Consider the following 19,227-nt stretch of genomic DNA (forward strand, 5'->3'; position numbering starts at 1 on the left):
TAGAGGTTCTAAGGTTCTAAGGTTCTGAGGGCTAAGAAAAAAACTTAGCACCTTAGCATCTCAGAACCTTAGCACCTTTTATTTACATAAATAAGGCAACAATCAAATCAATAATTTTAATTCCGATAAAAGGAACAATGATTCCTCCCAAACCATAAATTAAAAGATTTCTTTTAAGAATCGCACTTGCTCCAATTGGTCGGTAATCAACGCCTTTCAGCGCAAGCGGAATCAAAATCGGAATGATAATCGCGTTAAAAATAACAGCCGATAAAATCGCACTTTCAGGACTATGTAGATGCATAATATTCAAGCCTTGAAGCGCTGGAATTGCCGTAATAAACAAGGCAGGAACGATAGCAAAATATTTAGCAACGTCATTAGCGATTGAGAACGTAGTCAAAGTTCCGCGTGTCATTAAAAGCTGTTTTCCAATTTCGACAATCTCAATTAGTTTCGTTGGATCATTGTCAAGATCGACCATGTTTCCAGCTTCTTTTGCAGCTTGAGTTCCGCTGTTCATGGCAACTCCAACGTTGGCTTGGGCAAGAGCAGGAGCATCATTTGTTCCGTCACCCATCATGGCAACCAAACGTCCTTCGGCTTGTTCTTTTCGGATGTAGTTCATTTTATCTTCCGGTTTTGCTTCAGCGATAAAATCATCGACACCGGCTTTTTCGGCAATAAATTTAGCCGTCAAAGGATTATCTCCCGTAACCATAACCGTTTTGATTCCCATTCGGCGTAAACGCTCAAAACGTTCTTTCATTCCGGTTTTGATAATATCCTGAAGTTCGATAACACCTTGAATTTCGTCATTTTTAATGACTACTAAAGGCGTTCCTCCGTTAGAAGAAATTGCTACGACCTGATCAGCGGTATCTTCAGGAAAAACATTTCCAGCTTGTTCAGCAATTTTTCTTGCAGCGTCCTGAGCTCCTTTTCTAATATTGGTTCCATCTTTTAAGATTACGCCAGAAGTTCTCGTTTCAGCAGTAAATTTGATAGTTTGTGAAATGCTTTCTGTAAAAAGTGAAATGTCTGACTGCATTTTACTGTTTTCATCTAACATTTTACCAAGCTCCAAAATACTTTTTCCTTCTGGAGTATCATCGGCAAGCGAGCTTAAAACGGCAGATTTCACAAAATCATCAAAAGAAATTCCTTTTGTTGGATAAAAATTAGTTGCTTTTCTGTTTCCAATTGTAATCGTTCCTGTTTTATCCAAAAGCAAAACATCAATATCTCCGGCAGTTTCAACCGCTTTTCCTGATTTGGTAATTACGTTGGCACGCAACGCTCTATCCATTCCTGCGATCCCAATAGCTGAAAGTAAACCACCAATTGTAGTCGGAATTAAACATACAAAAAGAGAAATAAAAGCAGCAATGGTAATAGGAGCGTTGGCATAATCTGCAAAAGGTTTTAAGGTTACGCAGACAATGATGAAGATTAAAGTGAAAGCTGCTAACAGAATTGTCAAAGCAATTTCGTTTGGTGTTTTCTGACGACTCGCACCTTCAACCAAAGCAATCATTTTATCTAAGAAACTTTCACCAGGTTCAGAAGTCACTCGGACTTTGATTTTATCAGAAAGTACTTTTGTTCCTCCTGTAACCGAAGATTTATCACCGCCCGCTTCGCGAATTACAGGCGCACTTTCTCCCGTAATAGCGCTTTCGTCGATGGTTGCTAAACCTTCGATAATTTCTCCATCGGCAGCAATTAAATCGCCGGTTTCACAAATGAAAATATCGTCTTTTTTTAAGGCTGAAGAACTTACGTTTTTAATTTCACCGTTTGGCAGAATCTGTCTTGCAGGAGTTTCTTCACGGGTTTTTCTTAAACTGTCGGCTTGGGCTTTTCCTCGGGCTTCGGCAATAGCCTCGGCAAAATTTCCGAATAAAAGTGTAGCAAATAAAATAAGGAATACAATGATGTTATATGCTAAACTTCCTTGATCTGTAGCACCCATTAAGATCGAAATACAGACTGCAAACATAATGGCAGTTCCGATTTCTACGGTAAACATTACCGGATTTTTAATCATCATTTTTGGATTCAGTTTCACAAAAGACTGCACAAATGCTTCTTTTACCTGCTGACTTTCAAATAATGATGTAGATTTATTAGTTGTCATTTTTTTAATTTGTAAAATGTTAGATGTAAAATATGAAATTTCCTACTTTTGCAAATGTTATTTATTTCACATGAAACCACATAAAAAATTGAATTCATGGATTAAAAGTTTTGAATTCGTTAAAGAAATTTATTTAGTTACGAGACAATTTCCTGTTGAGGAAAAATTCGGAATGACTTCACAAATTCGCAGAGCGTCAGTTTCTGTTCCAGTTAATATTGCAGAGGGTGCAGCAAGAAAAGGAACAAAAGAGTTTATCCATTTTTTGCATATTTCATTAGGTTATTTATCAGAACTTGATACTTTAATATTATTAAGTAAAGAGTTAGATTTTCTCGGTGAAAATGAATGCAAACAATTAATTGAAAAATTAGATATCATAGGAAAACTCATTTGTGGATTAATTAAAAATCTTGAAGCGCGGACGTAATTTGTTTTTTGTGAGATGTGAAAAGTAAGTTGTGATATGAGATTTAATTTGATTTCGTTTTTCCGCATTTAACATTTCACTTTTCACAAATCACATTTTACATTCCAAAATATTCCGCCAATGGCCCAAGTGCCAGTGCAGGAAAGAATGATAATGCTGCAATAATAGCAATCACCGCAAAAGTCATGATTCCGAAAATAGTAGTATCCGTTTTTAGAGTTCCGGCACTTTCAGGAATGTATTTTTTATTGGCTAATAAACCTGCAATTGCCAATGGACCAATAATCGGAATGAAACGGCTTAACAATAAAACAATTCCAGTTGTGATATTCCAAAACGGATTATTATCTCCCAAACCTTCAAAACCAGAACCATTGTTGGCAGCGCTAGAAGTATATTCATATAACATTTCTGAGAATCCATGATTTCCGGGATTGTTCAGCCAGCCTGTTGCGTTTCCGCTGAACCAATAACCCATAGCAGTATCATGAGCAGTAAAGTAAGATGCTAAAGCGGTTCCAGCTAAAATCAATAAAGGGTGAATAATAGCGATAAAAGCTGCGATTTTAACTTCCCGGGCTTCTATTTTCTTTCCTAAAAATTCAGGAGTTCGACCCACCATTAAACCTGAAATAAATACGGCCAGAATAATGAAAATATAGAAGTTGAGGTAACCCACGCCACATCCGCCATAAAAGGCATTCACCATCATAGCCAATAATTGCATTGCGCCTGAAACGGGCATTGAACTATCGTGCATACTATTTACAGATCCTGTAGAAATTACAGTTGTTGCAATGCTCCAGAAACCTGAAATGGCTGGACCAAACCGAACTTCTTTTCCTTCCATCGCTCCGGTTGTCTGTGCGATTCCCATTTTTGTGATAGCAGGATTTCCACTAAGTTCGCTTGAGATTGTTGGAATTACTAAGAGTAAAAATCCAACGGTCATGACACCAAAAATGATATAGGATAATTTTCGTTTGTTTAAGAAAAATCCAAGTGCAAAGATCATAGCAAACGGAACAATCATTTGCGCCCAAAGTTCGACAGCATTTGTGAAATAAGTTGGATTTTCTAACGGATGTGCTGAGTTGGCTCCGAAAAAACCACCTCCATTTGTACCAATATGTTTAATCGCTACAAAAGCAGCAGCAGGGCCGCGAGAAACTTCAACATTATCGCCTTGCAAAGTTGTGATTGCATCTTTTCCTTCAAAAGTCATTGGCGTTCCGTTGAAAACTAAAGTAATAGCTACGATTACTGAAAGTGGTAATAAAATACGTGTACAGCTTTTTACGAAATAGTTATAAAAATTCCCTAGTTTGTCTGTAGTTCTTTCTTTCATCGCAGTAAAAACCATTACTGCAGCAGCGATTCCGACACCAGCAGAAACGAATTGTAAGAACATTAAAACCATCTGAGACAAATAAGAAACTCCGCTTTCGCCAGAATAATGTTGTAAATCACAATTGACTAAAAACGAAATGGCGGTATTAAAAGCCAAATCGGGTGTCATTGATGGATTATTATCTGGATTTAAAGGCAAAGATCCCTGAAAAAGCAGAACAAAAAAACAGAGAAAGAACCAAACCATATTGATACTCAAAAGTGCTTTTAAATGTTGTTTCCAGTTCATTTCTTCAGCTGGATTGATGCCACTGATTTTAAAAATAAATTTTTCAATTGGATTGAAAATCGGGTCAACAAGTGTTTTATTTCCCAGGAAAACTTTAGCAATATATTTTCCCAGTGGAATGGCTAAAACAATGGTAAGGATAAAAATGCCTATGACACCTATTAATTCTGTATTCATATATTTAATTTTAGATTGTTGATTTTAGATTTTAGATTTTTTTGAGACAATCTTAAATACTAAAAATTCATTTTTTAAAACTTTTCGGGTTTGATTAATACGTAAATCAAATACACGAAAACGGCGATTGAAATGATAAATAGTGCAGTCATATTTAGATTTTTTCAAAGAATTCAACTGATAAATAGCAGATGGCAAATAATAAAATAGCCAAAGCGAGAAGAAGAATGGTGATCATAATTTTAGATTTTAGAATGTAGTTTTAGATTAAACACCAGAAGCATTAACCTGTTTGATATATTCTGCTTTAAGTGTTTGTGGAAAAAGATGTGAGATATTACAGTGACGCATTTCCATAAAAGACGAAACAGAGAAAACATACACATTCGAAATGGCATTTTTAGTTTCGATACTTCCAGTGACAAATAAGCGTTCGGCAAGAGCCAGACATTTTTTTGCACGAACAATATTGCCACAGATAATCGATTTTTTAGTAATCTCAGCAAAGCGCTCGGCTTGTTTATAGATTGAGGTAACTTGATTTTTCATGAGAAGGATTTTTAATGTTTTTCCTTCTTATGCCAAAAGATGTTCCGAAAAAGTCAAGTTATGTCTAAAGTGCTGTAAATAAAAGAAATGAATTTTTGTGCCAAAAAACAGGCATAAAAAAAGCCTATCATTTTGATAAGCTTTTCTCGTTTTGATATGTTGTTTTCAAGCTTCGGAGAAGCGAAATGTTTATAGAAAATAATAAAAACACGTTTATCATAGCCCCAGCGGGGTGACATGTTTTTTTTAGATTGTGTAGGTGTCGTTCCTCTGGAGCTTTTTATCATTGGGGCTATATTATTCTATAGATATTTCGCTTCTCCGAAGCTTGAAAAATTGAATTTGTTATTGTCATTGATATTATCATTGGAATTTGGGATTTAAAAAATTGAAATTTATTTATTGAATCCTGTATTCTTCCAGTTTTCTATACAAAGTCGCAATCCCAATTTCCAGCAATCTGGCCGTTTCAGCCTTATTTCCTTTTGTATAATTTAAAACCTTTTGAATATGCAGTTTCTCAATACTCTGCATTGAGAAAGCCGACATTGGTTTCGAATTATTTTCGCTTTGATGCTGCATTTCATAAGGTAAAACATCAGCAGTTAAAATATCTCCACTGCTCAAAATAACCGATCTTTCGATTACATTTTTAAGCTCACGTATATTTCCAGGCCAGGAATAATTTTCTAATTTCTGAAGAAAATCATCTGCAATCTGTAAAGCTTTTTTATTTGTTTTTTCAGAAAATTGCTTGACGTAATAATTCGCCAATAGCGGAATATCTTTAACTCTTTCTCGTAGAGAAGGCAGTTTGATTTCGAAGATATTCAAACGGAAATACAAATCAGAGCGAAAACGATGTTCGTCGCTTTCTGTTTTTAAATCACGATTTGTGGCGGCAATTAATCTGAAATTTGACTTTTTCGGAGTCGTATCACCAACGGGAATATATTCAGAAGTTTCTAAAACACGCAATAATTTTGCTTGCAGGTCAATCGGCATTTCGCCAATTTCATCCAGAAATAAAGTGCCGCCATTGGCTTCTTCGATAAAACCTTTTTTATCTTTTACAGCTCCCGTAAAAGCACCTTGTTTATGACCAAAAAGTTCGCTTTCCAAAATTTCTTTACTGAAAGTACTGCAGTTCAACGCCACAAAAGATTTTCCCGCACGATTACTGTTTTCGTGAATTGCCTGCGCAAAAACTTCTTTTCCGGTTCCGGTTTCACCAGTTAATAAAACGGTCGAATCGGTTTTGGCGACTTTTTGTGCCAGATCAATTACTTGTTCGATTCCTTTTGATTTACCTATAATAGTAGAAAAAGAATATTTATCATTAATGCGTTTTTCTAACTGCTGTACTTTTTTCTGCAGTTGCACTTTTTCGACAGCTTTATAAAGAAGCGGAATAATTTTATCATTATCATCGCCTTTTACGATATAATCAAAAGCGCCATTTTTCATCGCCTGAACGCCGTCTGGAATATTTCCAAAAGCGGTCAGTAAAACAACTTCAGTTAAAGGAAAACTGCTTTTTATATTTTGAAGAAAATCAACACCGTTTCCGTCAGGGAGTTTTACATCACACAAAACCACATCAATTTCGGTTTGTTCCAGTTTTTTAAAACCAGATTTTAAATCTTTCGCTTCAAAAACTTCAAATCCTTCCGATTTTATAATTCGTGCCAGCAGACTTCTCAGTTTTTCTTCGTCGTCTATAATTAAAATTTTGTGTGTCATTTTGCAGATAAGCTAAAACCGAATTGGTATTTTGATGTACAAATTTAGTTTTAAATCGATTTCCTTTTTGGATTCAGTGGAAATTCTTGTGAAAATTCAATTTTCAAAATCGTTCCGTTATTATTTTCCATAGTCAGTTTTCCGTCAATATCATCGCTCAAACCTCTTATTAAGCTCATTCCGAAAGAGTTTGCTTTTTTATCGTTGAGGTTAGGATCAAAACCAATTCCGTTATCAGAAATCGTCAATTTATATTGATTTTCTGCAACAGCTTCAAGTGTTATGTAAATCATTCCGGTTCGGTCATCTGGAAAAGCATATTTAATCGAATTGGTAATGGCTTCATTTAAGATTAATCCAAGCGGAACGGCCTGCGCCACATCTAATTCCAGCGGATCGACTTTTACTTCAAAACGTATTCTTTGTCCAAGCGAAAAAGAGTCTCTTAAATATTCAACTAATTCCTTAATATAATTCGGCATATTAATCGTCGAAATATTCTCTGAATTATACAATTTTTGATGAATCAAGGACATTGAATGAATCCTGTGCTGACTATTTTTAATTGCTGATAATGCCATATCATTTTCTAAATAAGCTGATTGTGAATTAAGCAGACTAATCACGGTTTGCAGATTATTTTTTACACGATGATGAATTTCCTTCAACAACCATTCTTTTTCCTCAAGTAAATGTCGCAGGTTTGCATTGGCTTTGCTGATTTCTTTTTCTTTTAATTCTAATTTGACATTATTGCGTTGTTTTAAACGATAACGATTATACAGCAATCCAATCGTAATTAGCAGTAAAATCAAACTCCAAATAGAAACACTATTAAGTAATTTTGATTTTTTTAAAGCAGTTTCTTTTAAGTTTGATTCTTGATTTAAGAGTTTGATTTTCTGTTCTTTATGTTTGGTTTCGTAATCAATTTTAAGTTCCTCAATTTGTCTGTTTCTGTTAATACCACTGCTGGAATCACTAAGCTTTTTTACATTTCTGTAATGTTCCAAAGCACCAAGATAATTTCCGTTGAGAGAATCAATTTTATAGAGAGAATATTGGAAAATTTCTGAATCGTATGGTTTCTTGTTGTCTTTAGCAAGTTTAAAAACTTTACTAGCATAAAATTTCGCTTTTTCTTTATTGTTAGTATAAGCATAAAAATATGACATCGTTGCATAAGCATGAATTACTTCTCTAAAAGTTTCAGGCGTATTTAATTGTTTGGCGTAAGAATCCATTTCGATAAAATATTTTTCTGCTAAGTCATATTTTTTCAAAGGGGCATAACAATTTGCTTTCGCATATGCTACCAGCATTTTATCAAAAGTTCTTTTAGGCGGAAAATCAGCAGTAACTGTGTTGATGTAAGCAAGTGCTTCCTTGTTCTTTTTCTTTAACGATAAGGCCGCAACAGCACTTAAAAAACTTTTGTACCAAACACCACTGTCTAAATTCTGGCGTCCAATTTTTATACTTTTTTTGTATAATTCGAGCGCTTCTTCGTTATGTCCATACATATTATATACATCGCCCAGACGAGTGTAAAAGATTTCGCCAAAAGTATAATCGTTCTCAGTTTCCATTCGTTTTACACTTTTTAAAGCATAGTATAAAGCACTTTGTATATTGTGCTGTCCTAGTTCAATAAAAACTAGAGTCGTTTCTGCATACTGCTCATGTGTAAAACCAATTTTTCGTAAATCGACTAAATTTTGATACAGCCTTTTTTTGGCTTCATTTATTTTTCCTGTCCAGAAATAAATGGTTGTAATCTTCATGTAATTTTCGATTCTCTTTTCTTCCATTTTTAAAGAAGCATAAATAGAAACTACTTCCTGCAGAATTTTTTCTTTTTCAGGATCTAAATTGAACAGAAGTGTTCCATAAGCATCAAGAACTTCGGCAAGACTTTTTTTGTCGGCTTGTTTTCGGCACTCGTCTATAACCTGTAAAAATATTTTTTTGCCTTCGGCTTGATTATTCGCCTGATAATAATATTTGCCTAAAAGGATCAAACTTTGTTGCTGCCATTTTTTATTTTTAAGCTGATTACTGGTCTTCACTGCATCGTCAATATAAGTTTTGGCATTTTGAAGATCTTCTGGTTTTGTTCCGGGTTTAAAAAGATAAAAATTTCCTAATTGTAATACTAACTTGATTCTGTCTTCTCCTTTTGTTTTAGCCAGAAGTTTTTTAACCGAATTAATATCCTCTTTTTCTATTAAATCTTTTCCAATAAGATACGAGCCATCATTCAAACCTTCATCATAAGCCAAAGAAACAGGAAGTTTATAAGCTTTGCAGGCTACCACAACCGAACTGTCTACGTCAATAGCACCTTGGTTAGCATTAAACAAATAGATAGAACAGGCATTTATTAATAATCTCTTTTTGGCTAGATCGTATTTGGCAACGGCAGGAGATAACTGCCCAAATGAAGTGTAACTTATAAGTAAAATTAAATAGAAAACGATTCGTTTCATAACAGGTTAAAAATTAGTTTTTTGGATTGGTTTTGATAAGCAAATATAGAAAGAAAGAAGCCTGACTTTTTTAAAAAATATCAAGAAAATTCACATTAAATATGATTTTTTTGGTATAAAATTTTCAAAATACTGAAATTACTGGTGTTATTTAACTAATTTTATGCCAGATAATTATAAAAATATAATATTACAAATACTACATTTATGGGAACTGTGTCTGATATAAGCACCCAATCTGAAAAAAGTGACCTACAAAAACAAATTTTAATTGTTGAAGATCAGTTTATTGAAGCACATGATCTGCAATTAATTCTTGAAAAAGCGAATTATAATGTTATCGGAATTGTACGTTCTGTAGATCAGGCTTTGGAAGTAATTCAGGCCCAAAAACCAGATTTGGTATTTGTTGATATTATGCTGAAAGGAAGCCAAAGCGGAATTGATCTTGCCCATATTTTAAAAGAAAAAAACATTGGTTTTATTTTTGTCTCGGCCAATTCGAGCAAAAGAATTTTAGATCAGGCCAAAACTACGCATCCGTACGGATTTATTGTAAAACCATTTAGAGATCAGGATATTTTAACGACGCTGGAAATTGCTTTTTACAGACAAAAATACAGTCTGGAATCGCAGTTAATGCAGCAGTTAGAATTAAAAAATGAAATTACTCAGTTAATCAATTCTACCCTGAAACTGGAAGATGCTTTATTGTCTTTTGCAAAAATCATTCAGACATTTATTTCTTTTGATTATCTCGAAACCGGATTTATCAATCCGGATCAATACACAAATCTGGGTATCGTTAGAAAAAACATAGATCAATATCAGATTATTGGTGTAGAAAAGCTTTCGCAGATTGCCCAAATATCAGTTCAGGAATTAAATGAAACGTATATAAAATCTCAGATTGATATAAAACCTATTATTTACAGCGAAGAATCGCTGATTAATAATTTTCAGGCAGCGCCTATAAAAGGGATTATTTCGCATAATTTCGGTATCAAATCATATTTGGTTTTCCCACTTTCTATTAGCGCATCGCAACGTTTCTGTTTTACTTTTTACAGCCGTAATTTTAATGTATATTCAGATGAAAACCTGAAATTATTATCAAATCTTGAAAATGTTTTTTCTCAGTTTATTTCTCGTTTTTATTCGGCTGAGCCAATAGTTAGTACCGAACCAAAAGAAATATCAGTTCGAAAAGAAAAAACAGAAAATATAAAATCTGGTTTTGAGGGTATAATTGGCAACAGTTCGCAAATGGTAACGGTTTTTAATTATATTAAAAAAGTAGCGCCGTCAGATACTTCGGTTTTAATTTTAGGTGAAAGCGGAACCGGAAAAGAAAAAATCGCCAAAAGCATACACGATTTATCACCACGAAAAGATAAACCATTAATTATTATAAATTGCGGAGCCATTCCTGAAAACCTTGCTGAATCATTACTTTTTGGACATGAAAAAGGCGCTTTTACCGGAGCGACAGATAAACGTATCGGGAAATTTGAACTCGCAAATGGAGGAACTATTTTCTTAGATGAAATAGGAGAGATGCCTCTGGAACTTCAGGTAAAATTATTACGTGTACTTCAGGAAAGAGAAATTGAACGTGTCGGCGGATTAATGCCGATAAAAATTGATGTTCGCATTATTGCAGCAACCAATAAAAATCTGGAAGAAGAAGTAGCAGCGGGACGTTTTAGAATGGATTTATATTATCGTCTGCATGTTTTCCCGATTATGGTTCCTTCATTAAAAAAACGAAAAGAAGACATTCCTGAATTGGCAGATCATTTTATAAAAATCTACAGCGAAAGAATGAACCGAAAAACGCCTGTACTTTCAGACAATGCTTTACAGCAGATAATGAATTATGACTGGCCGGGAAATATTAGAGAATTAGAACACCTTATTCAGCGCACGATTTTGCTTACCGAAGGAAATACGATTAAAAATATCGAATTTTCACCTTCATCTAAAATACATGCTCAGCAAAACACAGATTCATTTTCGATAAAAACAATCATGGAAAACGAACGCGACTATATTTTATATATCTTGAAAAAATGCAACGGAAAAATTTCAGGAGCGGGCGGAGCAGCCGAAATTCTGGATATTCATCCTTCGACCTTAAATTCTAAAATCAAGAAATTAGAAATTAAAAGAGAGATCAGTTAATTTGTTTAAAAAATAATCAAGTAACCTTCTCAATCCATTTTGCCGTACACTCGGCTACTTCCTGCCATTCGGGCTGAAGAATTACAAAATGATTTTTGCTTGCAAATTCCTTGTAACAAGTTATCGAATGCACGTTTCTATGTTTTTTGAAATTCCATAAAACGAGTTTTGGAGGAATGATTTTATCCTCTGAACTTGAAATAAAAAACAGCGGAACATGTTTTTTCCTGAAATTGATTTTAGCATTTTTTGAGAAAAGATTTCGAAGCGCTTTTTTAGATTCCGGAACCGTAAATTTTTCATAATTTTTTTTCTGTTCTTTAGCAGAAACTGTATCAAAAAAACAATTTTGCCAGTCTCCGTAAGGTAAAGTGAATATTTTTTTTGAAGAGAAAATATTCCATGTAAAATTTGAAATGGATTTATAAAATGAAAATTTTGAAACCGTAAACCCCTTTGGCGGAAAAGAATTTATACAGATTCCTGCTTCTGCCAGATCTTTTTGAACTAATAATTGAACTAAAAGTCCGCCATAAGAATGTCCGATTAAAATGGGTTTTTCTGGAAGTTTTTCGATGATTTCTGTATAATAACACAAAAGATCATATAAACTGATTTCGCCAATTTTTACGCAAGGATTTTGTTTTCTTAAATTCTCTACCGTATCATTTTTATGAAGCCAGGGCGGAGCAACCACTTTATATCCTTTGTTTTGAAAAAATGTAAGCCATTCCCCCCAATAAAAATGACTTACAAAAGCTCCCGAAATAAACACAATCGTTTTTGTATTAGAAAGATACATAGCAGGATTTTTTTAGATTATATTTTAAAATACAATCTATATGCCTATTTGCGAAGTATTGATTATAAAGGATTTGTTGTTGCTTTGACTTAATCAGACTTATTATATTTCGTTAAATACTTTTAATATATTGAAATATCATTCTTTTAAATGTTTGAGATTAATGTGTTGACCTAAAAATTAGATGCTGATTTTACGGATTCACTTCGTGAAAACGCGGATAAATACTGATTTTTTTATTTCTGATTTATTATTAAAAAAAATAAAATCCGCGTAAATCAGCGTCTTCACGAAGTGAATCCGTTTTATCCGTGTTCAATTATTACACTCAAACTTATAAATTATCTTGTATCTTTAAAATCTCTAAATTCTAACTTCAAAAATGAAAATACCACATTACCGAATAAAATCCTTTTTATTCACTTTCGTTCTTCTGATAAATTCTGCTTTTGTTTGTTTTGGAAATAATTCTAAAATTGATTCTTCAAAAACCAAAACTATTTCCTTTAAAATCAAATTAAAATCAGAAACTAAAGTCATAATAAAACCTGCTCCGTTAAAATTCAACAAACATTTTGCTTATAGTTTTACATTAGACGATGGTTATCGTTCGGCTTATTTAACGGCTTTTCCGTTACTGAATGGTGGAAAAATCAGCAATCCTGATAAAAACGAATGGAAAATTGATCAGGGTGGAGACGGAACAACTTCAAAAGGACTTTTTTATTCAGACGGATTTGGAAATAAAATTCCGTTTAAACTCGCTTTAGCTGTCAATGGCGGATCAATTCGCGATTTACCTGAAAACCGTGGGCATCTTTCATGGACAGAAATAAAAGAAATGTACAACGCAGGTTGGGATATTTTGAATCATAGTTTTCATCATGCTACAAAACACGGAACAAATTATAAAACAGAAGTAACAGAAAATACAACTTCAATTAAACAAAATCTAGATTTTACAATGTCTCATTTTGTAGTTCCTGGTGGAGAAGGAGATGAGAAGTATTATTTAGAATATGAAAAAGAAGCTTTGGCTAACGGAAATTTTTCGGTTGCATCTTATTATGGAGTCGGACCGGTTTTTAAAGTAAAATCTAAAGTTGATTTAGACAAAATGATTACAGCCAGAACTTTTGTACTGAGTTCAAAAGACACAACCAGTTTTAAAACAATGGATCGTTATTTAAAAACCATAGATTCGATTGTAAAACAGCCGGAAGCTGTTTGGTTTAACGAATTTACACACGGAACAGGAAATACAAATTTGTGGAATTTAAGTTTACGTTTTCCTGATTTTAAATATTACATGACAACGCTTGCCAATAAATATGGATCAAAAGGAAACGATTCTATCTGGATGGCGCCGTGGCAGGAAGTTTACGAATATATTTGGTTAAGAGACAGAATAAAAATCGATTATAAACAAAGTAATAAAGAAGTTGAAGTTACGATTGAACTGCCTGAAATTCCTGAAACTTTTAGACATAAGGATATTTCGTTGACAATCGATACATCTTCAAAATTTGAAATCGAACCCAATCAAGATTTGAAAATAAAAGACGACGGAAAAACAACTCACAAGCAGATTTTGATTGAGTTGAGATAAAAGTTTTGCCACAGATTAAAAGGATTAGAAGGATTATTTATTTCGAGAGATAAACCTTTGCGATGATCTTTAGCGCAAGCAAAAAAAATCATTTTAATCCTTTTAATCTGTGGCAAAAAAATCAGTCAATTTCCTTCTCGTTGTCCTTTATAAAAGTATCAATATTCATTAAATACGGATCAATCACAATGCGTTGAGGTTTTGTTTTCAGTTTGATTTTTCCTTCAAGTTTATTGTTTTTTACAGCGAAAGGATAACGAAACAGTTTGCCGTTTTCATCATAAATTCCAATATCTATTGTTGGATCATTTAGTATTGGAGTACGTTTTCCGGTTGCGTTTTCTCTAAATTTTTCAGAAACTGCTTTAAAAGAAACTTCATAAAAACCATTTTTTTTCAGGCTTTCAACCGAATTTATTTTAGACGAATACGTAATAATCTGTTTAAACATTTCGTCTAATTTTGGATGAAAATTTATATCCGTTACAGAGTAAATCTCTTTCAATAAACTTTCAGCATCAGGAATCGGATTTGGATATTTCGAATGATTTAGAAAATTTTTTAAAGCCAGATTTACTTTTTCTTGCCCAATTAAAAAACGAAGCTCATGCATAACCAGCATTCCTTTATCATAAGGTAAATGCGGCGTATCATAGTTTGTTTTATACAAAGGCGTTTCAGGATCATAACTTCGGCTGCTCAAATATAAATCGAGATGAATTTTTAAAGTTTCGAGCGCTTTTTCCAAACCATGTTCTTTTTCATACAACATCAGTTCCGTGTATTGTGCCAGGGTTTCGGTTAAAATCCAGCTTCCCTCTTTCTGTTCAGGACTTATCTGTGAATTTCCCCACCATTCATGCGACAATTCATGGGCCGTTAATTGATTAATTACATCTTCTTTATCCTTATTGTTGAGGTTACTGTAAAAACCAAAATTTTCTTTGATAAAAACCGTAGACGGATATGAAGTTGCAGCAAATCCATCGGCGAAAGCAGAAACTTCGGCATAACGAATAGTCTTATACGGATATTTTCCAAAATTATTCTGGCAGTAATCCAAAGTATTTTTTACATCCTGAATTAGTTTTTTGACGTTTCTTGAATGTCTTTTATCATAAAAAACTTCAATCGAAATACCTTTATAATTTGTTTTTAGGATTTCATATTCAGCAGAAGAAAAAGCAAATCGAAACGGAATTTTCCCATTCGATTTATAATGAAAATAATTGCGGCCATCTTTTTTCCATTTTCCAATAAGGTCGCCAATGCCAATTGCAGTTTGATTTCCTGAAGTCGAAACCACAGCATCATAATCGACAAAATCATATTTAATTTCCGATTTGTCTTCAAGCTTTTTAAGTGGAGTCTGAGGTTTCAAATGTCTTTTTGTGCGTTCTTTTTTATTGCTGATTTCATTAGAATCCTGATAACCAAAAAGCGGGAAATAACGGCTTATTCGCATAAATGAACCATTTTCTATAATAGAATTAAAAGCAGTATGTCCTTTGAAAGGCGACCAAGAAGACTCAAAAGAAAAACTCATTTTCATTTTCTGTTGAGGTAACAGAGGTTTTTCCAGTCGATACCAATAATGATGAAATGCCGAAACATTATCTAAATTTTTAGCATTCGGAATGGCAATATAAGTTAGCTTTGAATTTCGATCTATATATAGGAGTAAACTATCAATTGGTTTTTCAGAATTATTAATCAATTCATAAGTTCCTTTTACTTCGTAACGGTTTTCTTCAGGAAATAAATCAACATTACTTTTTACAGAAACAATTGTAGGCTGAGCCAGATTTGTATATTTTTTAAATTGAAGTTCGTAATTTTCGCTCCAATTATTCTGATCTTCTTCGGTCAAATAAAGATATTCAATATTCGTTTTGTAAAAAAGATAACTTCCAAAACCAATAAAAAGAAAAACTCCCAAACCAAAAGTTGTTTTTTGAATTGTATTGAATGAATTTCTGCGAAAGGTTTTCACAATTGATGCATTACGGTTCCATAAAATTCCAGTCAAAGTCAAAAGCACTAAAGCCAAACCAAGATTGTAAAACATCTTAATATGAAACGGAAAAGTATAAGCTCCAAAGCCATTCAAATCAAAATATTCCCTTTTGAAAGAATCTCCAAATCGGAATAGCGGATGCGAAATTCCTAGTTGTTCACCAATTCCGGTACAAAACAAAATACAGGTAAATGCGGAAACGGTCAATCCTAAATATTTGTTTTTAATAAAAGTCTGAATCGCAATTATTAAAATCGAAATCAATAACAACGGAAATCCGAGATAATAAAATAGAGAAAGATAAAGACCAATTTCGATTGGAGCATTCGAATTGATAATCTGAAATCCGCATCCAATCAAAATACTAATGCTGATTATGATTAATGGAATAATAAAAAGCGCCGTTAGTTTTGCCATTAAAACGGTAAACTGAGAATATGGTGCAGTGTTTTCCAACATTTCAAATCTCGAATTCTCGCTTCGGTTTACTAATTCATTACTGTAAAATAAGAGAATTAAAGTCAGGATAAACGGAAGTCGATCCATTATGGTAGAAATCATCAAAGCCGTATCGGTAATTTTTTCCGCTAATCGGATACCGCCGTCAATTTCATCCGAAATCTCAATCATCAATAAACCCGAAAATAAAAGTACAATCAGTAAAAACGGAATTCCTTTCAAAACCAAAAAAATATCCATTTTAAGATTGCTTATAAAAACAGCTGAATTATGTCTGAAAGTTTTGAATTCAATGTTCTGTGGAATTTCAGAAGAAAGAATTTTTGTTTCTTTTTGAATGATTTTTGAAGTTTTTATCTTTTTAATTTTCGTTTTTCGGAAAGAAAACATTCGATACGAAATGAAAACTAATAGAAATGAAATACTCATCCAGAGAATTCTGTTCAATAAAAAATTACCTGAAAGTGAAATCAACTCTGTGTTTTTTTCGATTGAAGTCCAATATCTGGTTTGTTCTAAAAATGCAGCCAATCCAAACGGATCTATTTTTGCCGCCAAAGACATGGCTTTCGCCGAAGAAGGAGAAGCATTCGCAAATATGGGCGAATTCGAAAAAATCGATCCCGCTATATATAATATGTAGATTAATAAACCGCCGACATAAATAAAAAGTTTACTTCTCGTAAGCCAGGCCAAAGCTGTCAATATAGAAAGACACAAGAAAATATTCGGAATCACGATTACAAGATAAGGCCAGAGATAATTCAGAATTTTAAAAGGACCAATTTCACTTTCAGAAAGCCAAGACATTTGATGCCCAATAATCATTCCGACGATAAACATTCCAAAAGAAACTACGGCAATACTAAAAGCCGTAATAAATTTGCTTCCCAAATAATGGAACTTTGAAACAGGAGAAGAAAAGATAATAGAATCGAACTTAGTTTCATATTCTCTTAAAAAACTTTGCGCTGCCTGAAGTGTAATCGAAAATATTGTCATCAGCGAAATTAAACCAATCGCATAAGTCAATACATACGGACTATTTTTGTAAGCACCCGAAAAAGAGAAATTCGCAAAAGCACTCACAAAAAATCCTAAAACCAAATAAATAATAAATGTGGCATAAAATGTCCAGCTTCTGGTATTGTTATGCCATTCAAATTGAATTAATTTAGAAAGCATAATCTTAATTTTTAAATTGATTTTGAGCTAAAACATTGAAATAAACATCACTTAAATCTGGCGAGATCAATTCGAAACCAGAATCTGGCTGATATTCTGAGAAAACATGAATATTAATTTTTCCCGAATTTAAATGAGAAGAAATAATATTTAAGTTCAATTTATAATCTTCTAATTCTGATTTCTGAATAGCCTTTGTCCAGATTTTACCTTTTAAAGTTTCGATTGTCTCATTAGGTTTTCCTTCGAGAATCAATTTCCCGTTGGAGATAATAGCCATTTTTGGGCACAAGTCACGAACGTCTTCTACGATATGTGTAGATAAAACTACGATAATGCTTTCACCGATTTCACTTAAAAGATTGTTGAATCGGTTTCTCTCTTCCGGATCAAGTCCCGCAGTAGGTTCATCCACAATAATAATTTTCGGATTTCCAAGCAACGCCTGAGCAATTCCAAATCGCTGACGCATTCCGCCAGAAAAAGAATGAACGGCTTTGTCTTTATGCTTGCAATAAATTGGTCTGCTGCAACAAATACAGAATCTGATCGTGTCGTTCCTTTTTATTAACGATTCCTTTTAAAATGGCCAAATGATCGAGCAGTCGGTAAGCAGAGATTTTAGGATAAACACCAAATTCCTGAGGAAGATATCCTAGATTTTCTCTGATAAACATTGGATTTTCCAGAATATTAATTCCGTTAAATTCAATAGAGCCAGAAGTTGGTTCCTGCAAAGCAGCAATCGTTCGCATTAAAGTCGATTTTCCTGCTCCGTTTGGTCCAAGCAGGCCAAACATTCCGTTTGTAATGTCAAGCGATAAGTGGTCAATCGCTTTTGTGCCATTCTCATACGTTTTGCTGAGATTTTTGATTAATAAACTGTTCATTTTTTGATTGATTTTTGATGATTGAATAAATTATAATTTAAAAAATTCAGGCAATAGAATCCCTGTCGGCTTCCAAAACCGATTTTTTTATAAAGAAGAAATAAGATTTAAAAGAAAACTATTCGGCTACATATTCTAAAATATCACCTGGCTGGCAGTCTAATATTTTGCAAATAGCTTCGAGCGTATCAAATCGGATTCCTTTTGCTTTTCCAGTTTTTAAAATGGATAAATTGGCGGGTGTGATATCAAGTTTTTCTGCCAACTCTTTACTCTGCATCTTACGCTTGGCAAGCATTACATCTACATTTACAATTATTGGCATAGTTATATAAATAAGTCTTGTTCGTTCTGAAGGTTTAAACCCTGTTTAAAAATAGCAGCTAAAAAATAGGCAAAAGCTCCAAGCATTCCGTGCAGTATAATGAAAAGTGAAACCTCATTATCCAGCGGAACAAAAAAGAAGGCGATAAAAATCACGATACTCGGAACTAATAAATTCGATAAATAAAATCGCCTTAAATGCGAAATACCATTAGCAGTAAATAATTTAGGCTGAAAAAATATTCTGAAAACATTACTGCTCAATAAAAAGAATAATCCGTACAAACTCAATGGCGACAGAAAATCAAATAAAATATAAGGCAGGTTATAATCGCCCAGCATTACAGGATGAGTAGTAAACGGATAGCAAACCTGAAAATACTTTCCGTTATCCTTAAAAGTCAAAAATAATCCTGTTGTCAATGTAAAAACAGAATAAGCAGCCAAAAAGAAATAAACAACAGCTAAAAATCTGGTGAAGTAAAATAGTATTCTGGATACAATATGAGTTGTCTTCATATATCTTAAAAGTTAGATTGATATTGCAAATGTATAATTAATTATTGTAAAACAATAATTAATTATCAAAA

General features: G+C 33.3%; 13 protein-coding genes and 1 pseudogene. 3 read left to right on the plus strand and 11 right to left on the minus strand.

From position 1 onward, the window contains the following. Window positions 1-82: 82 nt before the first annotated feature. Complete coding sequence (gene kdpB, locus ABDW27_RS17335; RefSeq protein WP_343697028.1) at window positions 83-2,140, minus strand: potassium-transporting ATPase subunit KdpB; 2,058 nt, start codon at window positions 2,138-2,140, stop codon at window positions 83-85. Between the two features lie 70 nt (window positions 2,141-2,210). On the opposite strand from kdpB, the gene ABDW27_RS17340 reads away from it, so the two are divergent. Then, window positions 2,211-2,570, plus strand: coding sequence for a four helix bundle protein (locus tag ABDW27_RS17340; RefSeq protein WP_343697029.1), 360 nt, complete (start codon window positions 2,211-2,213; stop codon window positions 2,568-2,570). A 97-nt stretch (window positions 2,571-2,667) separates the two neighbouring features. Here the strand turns inward: ABDW27_RS17340 and kdpA are convergent, their stop codons facing one another. From kdpA to ABDW27_RS17365, 5 genes are all read right to left on the minus strand, one after another. Then, the gene (gene kdpA, locus ABDW27_RS17345; protein WP_343697030.1) at window positions 2,668-4,386 is read right to left on the minus strand and encodes a potassium-transporting ATPase subunit KdpA; all 1,719 of its coding nucleotides are present in this window, start codon (window positions 4,384-4,386) and stop codon (window positions 2,668-2,670) included. A 74-nt stretch (window positions 4,387-4,460) separates the two neighbouring features. Next, window positions 4,461-4,538 carry a K(+)-transporting ATPase subunit F gene (gene kdpF / locus ABDW27_RS17350; protein WP_073099479.1) on the minus strand — a complete coding sequence of 26 codons (78 nt, stop codon included), beginning with the start codon at window positions 4,536-4,538 and terminating at the stop codon, window positions 4,461-4,463. A 115-nt stretch (window positions 4,539-4,653) separates the two neighbouring features. Further along, window positions 4,654-4,935, minus strand: a complete 282-nt coding sequence (locus ABDW27_RS17355) for a hypothetical protein (protein WP_343697031.1) — start codon at window positions 4,933-4,935, stop codon at window positions 4,654-4,656. Between the two features lie 399 nt (window positions 4,936-5,334). Beyond that, window positions 5,335-6,678: a sigma-54 dependent transcriptional regulator gene (locus ABDW27_RS17360; protein WP_343697032.1), complete on the minus strand. Its 1,344-nt coding sequence runs from the start codon at window positions 6,676-6,678 to the stop codon at window positions 5,335-5,337. A gap of 50 nt (window positions 6,679-6,728) precedes the next feature. Continuing rightward, a complete protein-coding gene (locus tag ABDW27_RS17365) occupies window positions 6,729-9,167 on the minus strand; it encodes a sensor histidine kinase (RefSeq protein ID WP_343697033.1) in 2,439 nt (812 codons plus the stop codon). A 207-nt stretch (window positions 9,168-9,374) separates the two neighbouring features. On the opposite strand from ABDW27_RS17365, the gene ABDW27_RS17370 reads away from it, so the two are divergent. Next, on the plus strand, window positions 9,375-11,351 hold the full coding sequence (locus tag ABDW27_RS17370; protein WP_343697034.1) for a sigma 54-interacting response regulator: 1,977 nt from the start codon (window positions 9,375-9,377) through the stop codon (window positions 11,349-11,351). Window positions 11,352-11,367: 16 nt separating this feature from the next. Here the strand turns inward: ABDW27_RS17370 and ABDW27_RS17375 are convergent, their stop codons facing one another. Beyond that, a complete protein-coding gene (locus tag ABDW27_RS17375; RefSeq protein ID WP_343697035.1) occupies window positions 11,368-12,153 on the minus strand; it encodes an alpha/beta hydrolase in 786 nt (261 codons plus the stop codon). 382 nt (window positions 12,154-12,535) lie between these two features. On the opposite strand from ABDW27_RS17375, the gene ABDW27_RS17380 reads away from it, so the two are divergent. Further along, window positions 12,536-13,762 carry a polysaccharide deacetylase family protein gene (locus ABDW27_RS17380; protein WP_343697036.1) on the plus strand — a complete coding sequence of 409 codons (1,227 nt, stop codon included), beginning with the start codon at window positions 12,536-12,538 and terminating at the stop codon, window positions 13,760-13,762. A gap of 121 nt (window positions 13,763-13,883) precedes the next feature. On the opposite strand, the gene ABDW27_RS17385 is transcribed toward ABDW27_RS17380, so the two are convergent. The 4 genes and pseudogenes from ABDW27_RS17385 to ABDW27_RS17400 all read right to left on the minus strand — a co-directional run bounded on the left by ABDW27_RS17385 (window position 13,884) and on the right by ABDW27_RS17400 (window position 19,156). After that, window positions 13,884-17,423: a M1 family aminopeptidase gene (locus tag ABDW27_RS17385; RefSeq protein ID WP_343697037.1), complete on the minus strand. Its 3,540-nt coding sequence runs from the start codon at window positions 17,421-17,423 to the stop codon at window positions 13,884-13,886. Window positions 17,424-17,427: 4 nt separating this feature from the next. Next, window positions 17,428-18,313 (minus strand): annotated as a pseudogene (locus tag ABDW27_RS17390) (ABC transporter ATP-binding protein). 118 nt (window positions 18,314-18,431) lie between these two features. Continuing rightward, entirely contained in the window at window positions 18,432-18,638 is a 207-nt protein-coding gene (locus ABDW27_RS17395; protein ID WP_012024053.1) for a helix-turn-helix transcriptional regulator, read from the minus strand. A 2-nt stretch (window positions 18,639-18,640) separates the two neighbouring features. Beyond that, a complete protein-coding gene (locus tag ABDW27_RS17400; protein ID WP_343697038.1) occupies window positions 18,641-19,156 on the minus strand; it encodes a DUF2975 domain-containing protein in 516 nt (171 codons plus the stop codon). Window positions 19,157-19,227 lie beyond the last annotated feature (71 nt).

This window comes from Flavobacterium sp., from assembly GCF_039595935.1.
Lineage (GTDB): Bacteria > Bacteroidota > Bacteroidia > Flavobacteriales > Flavobacteriaceae > Flavobacterium.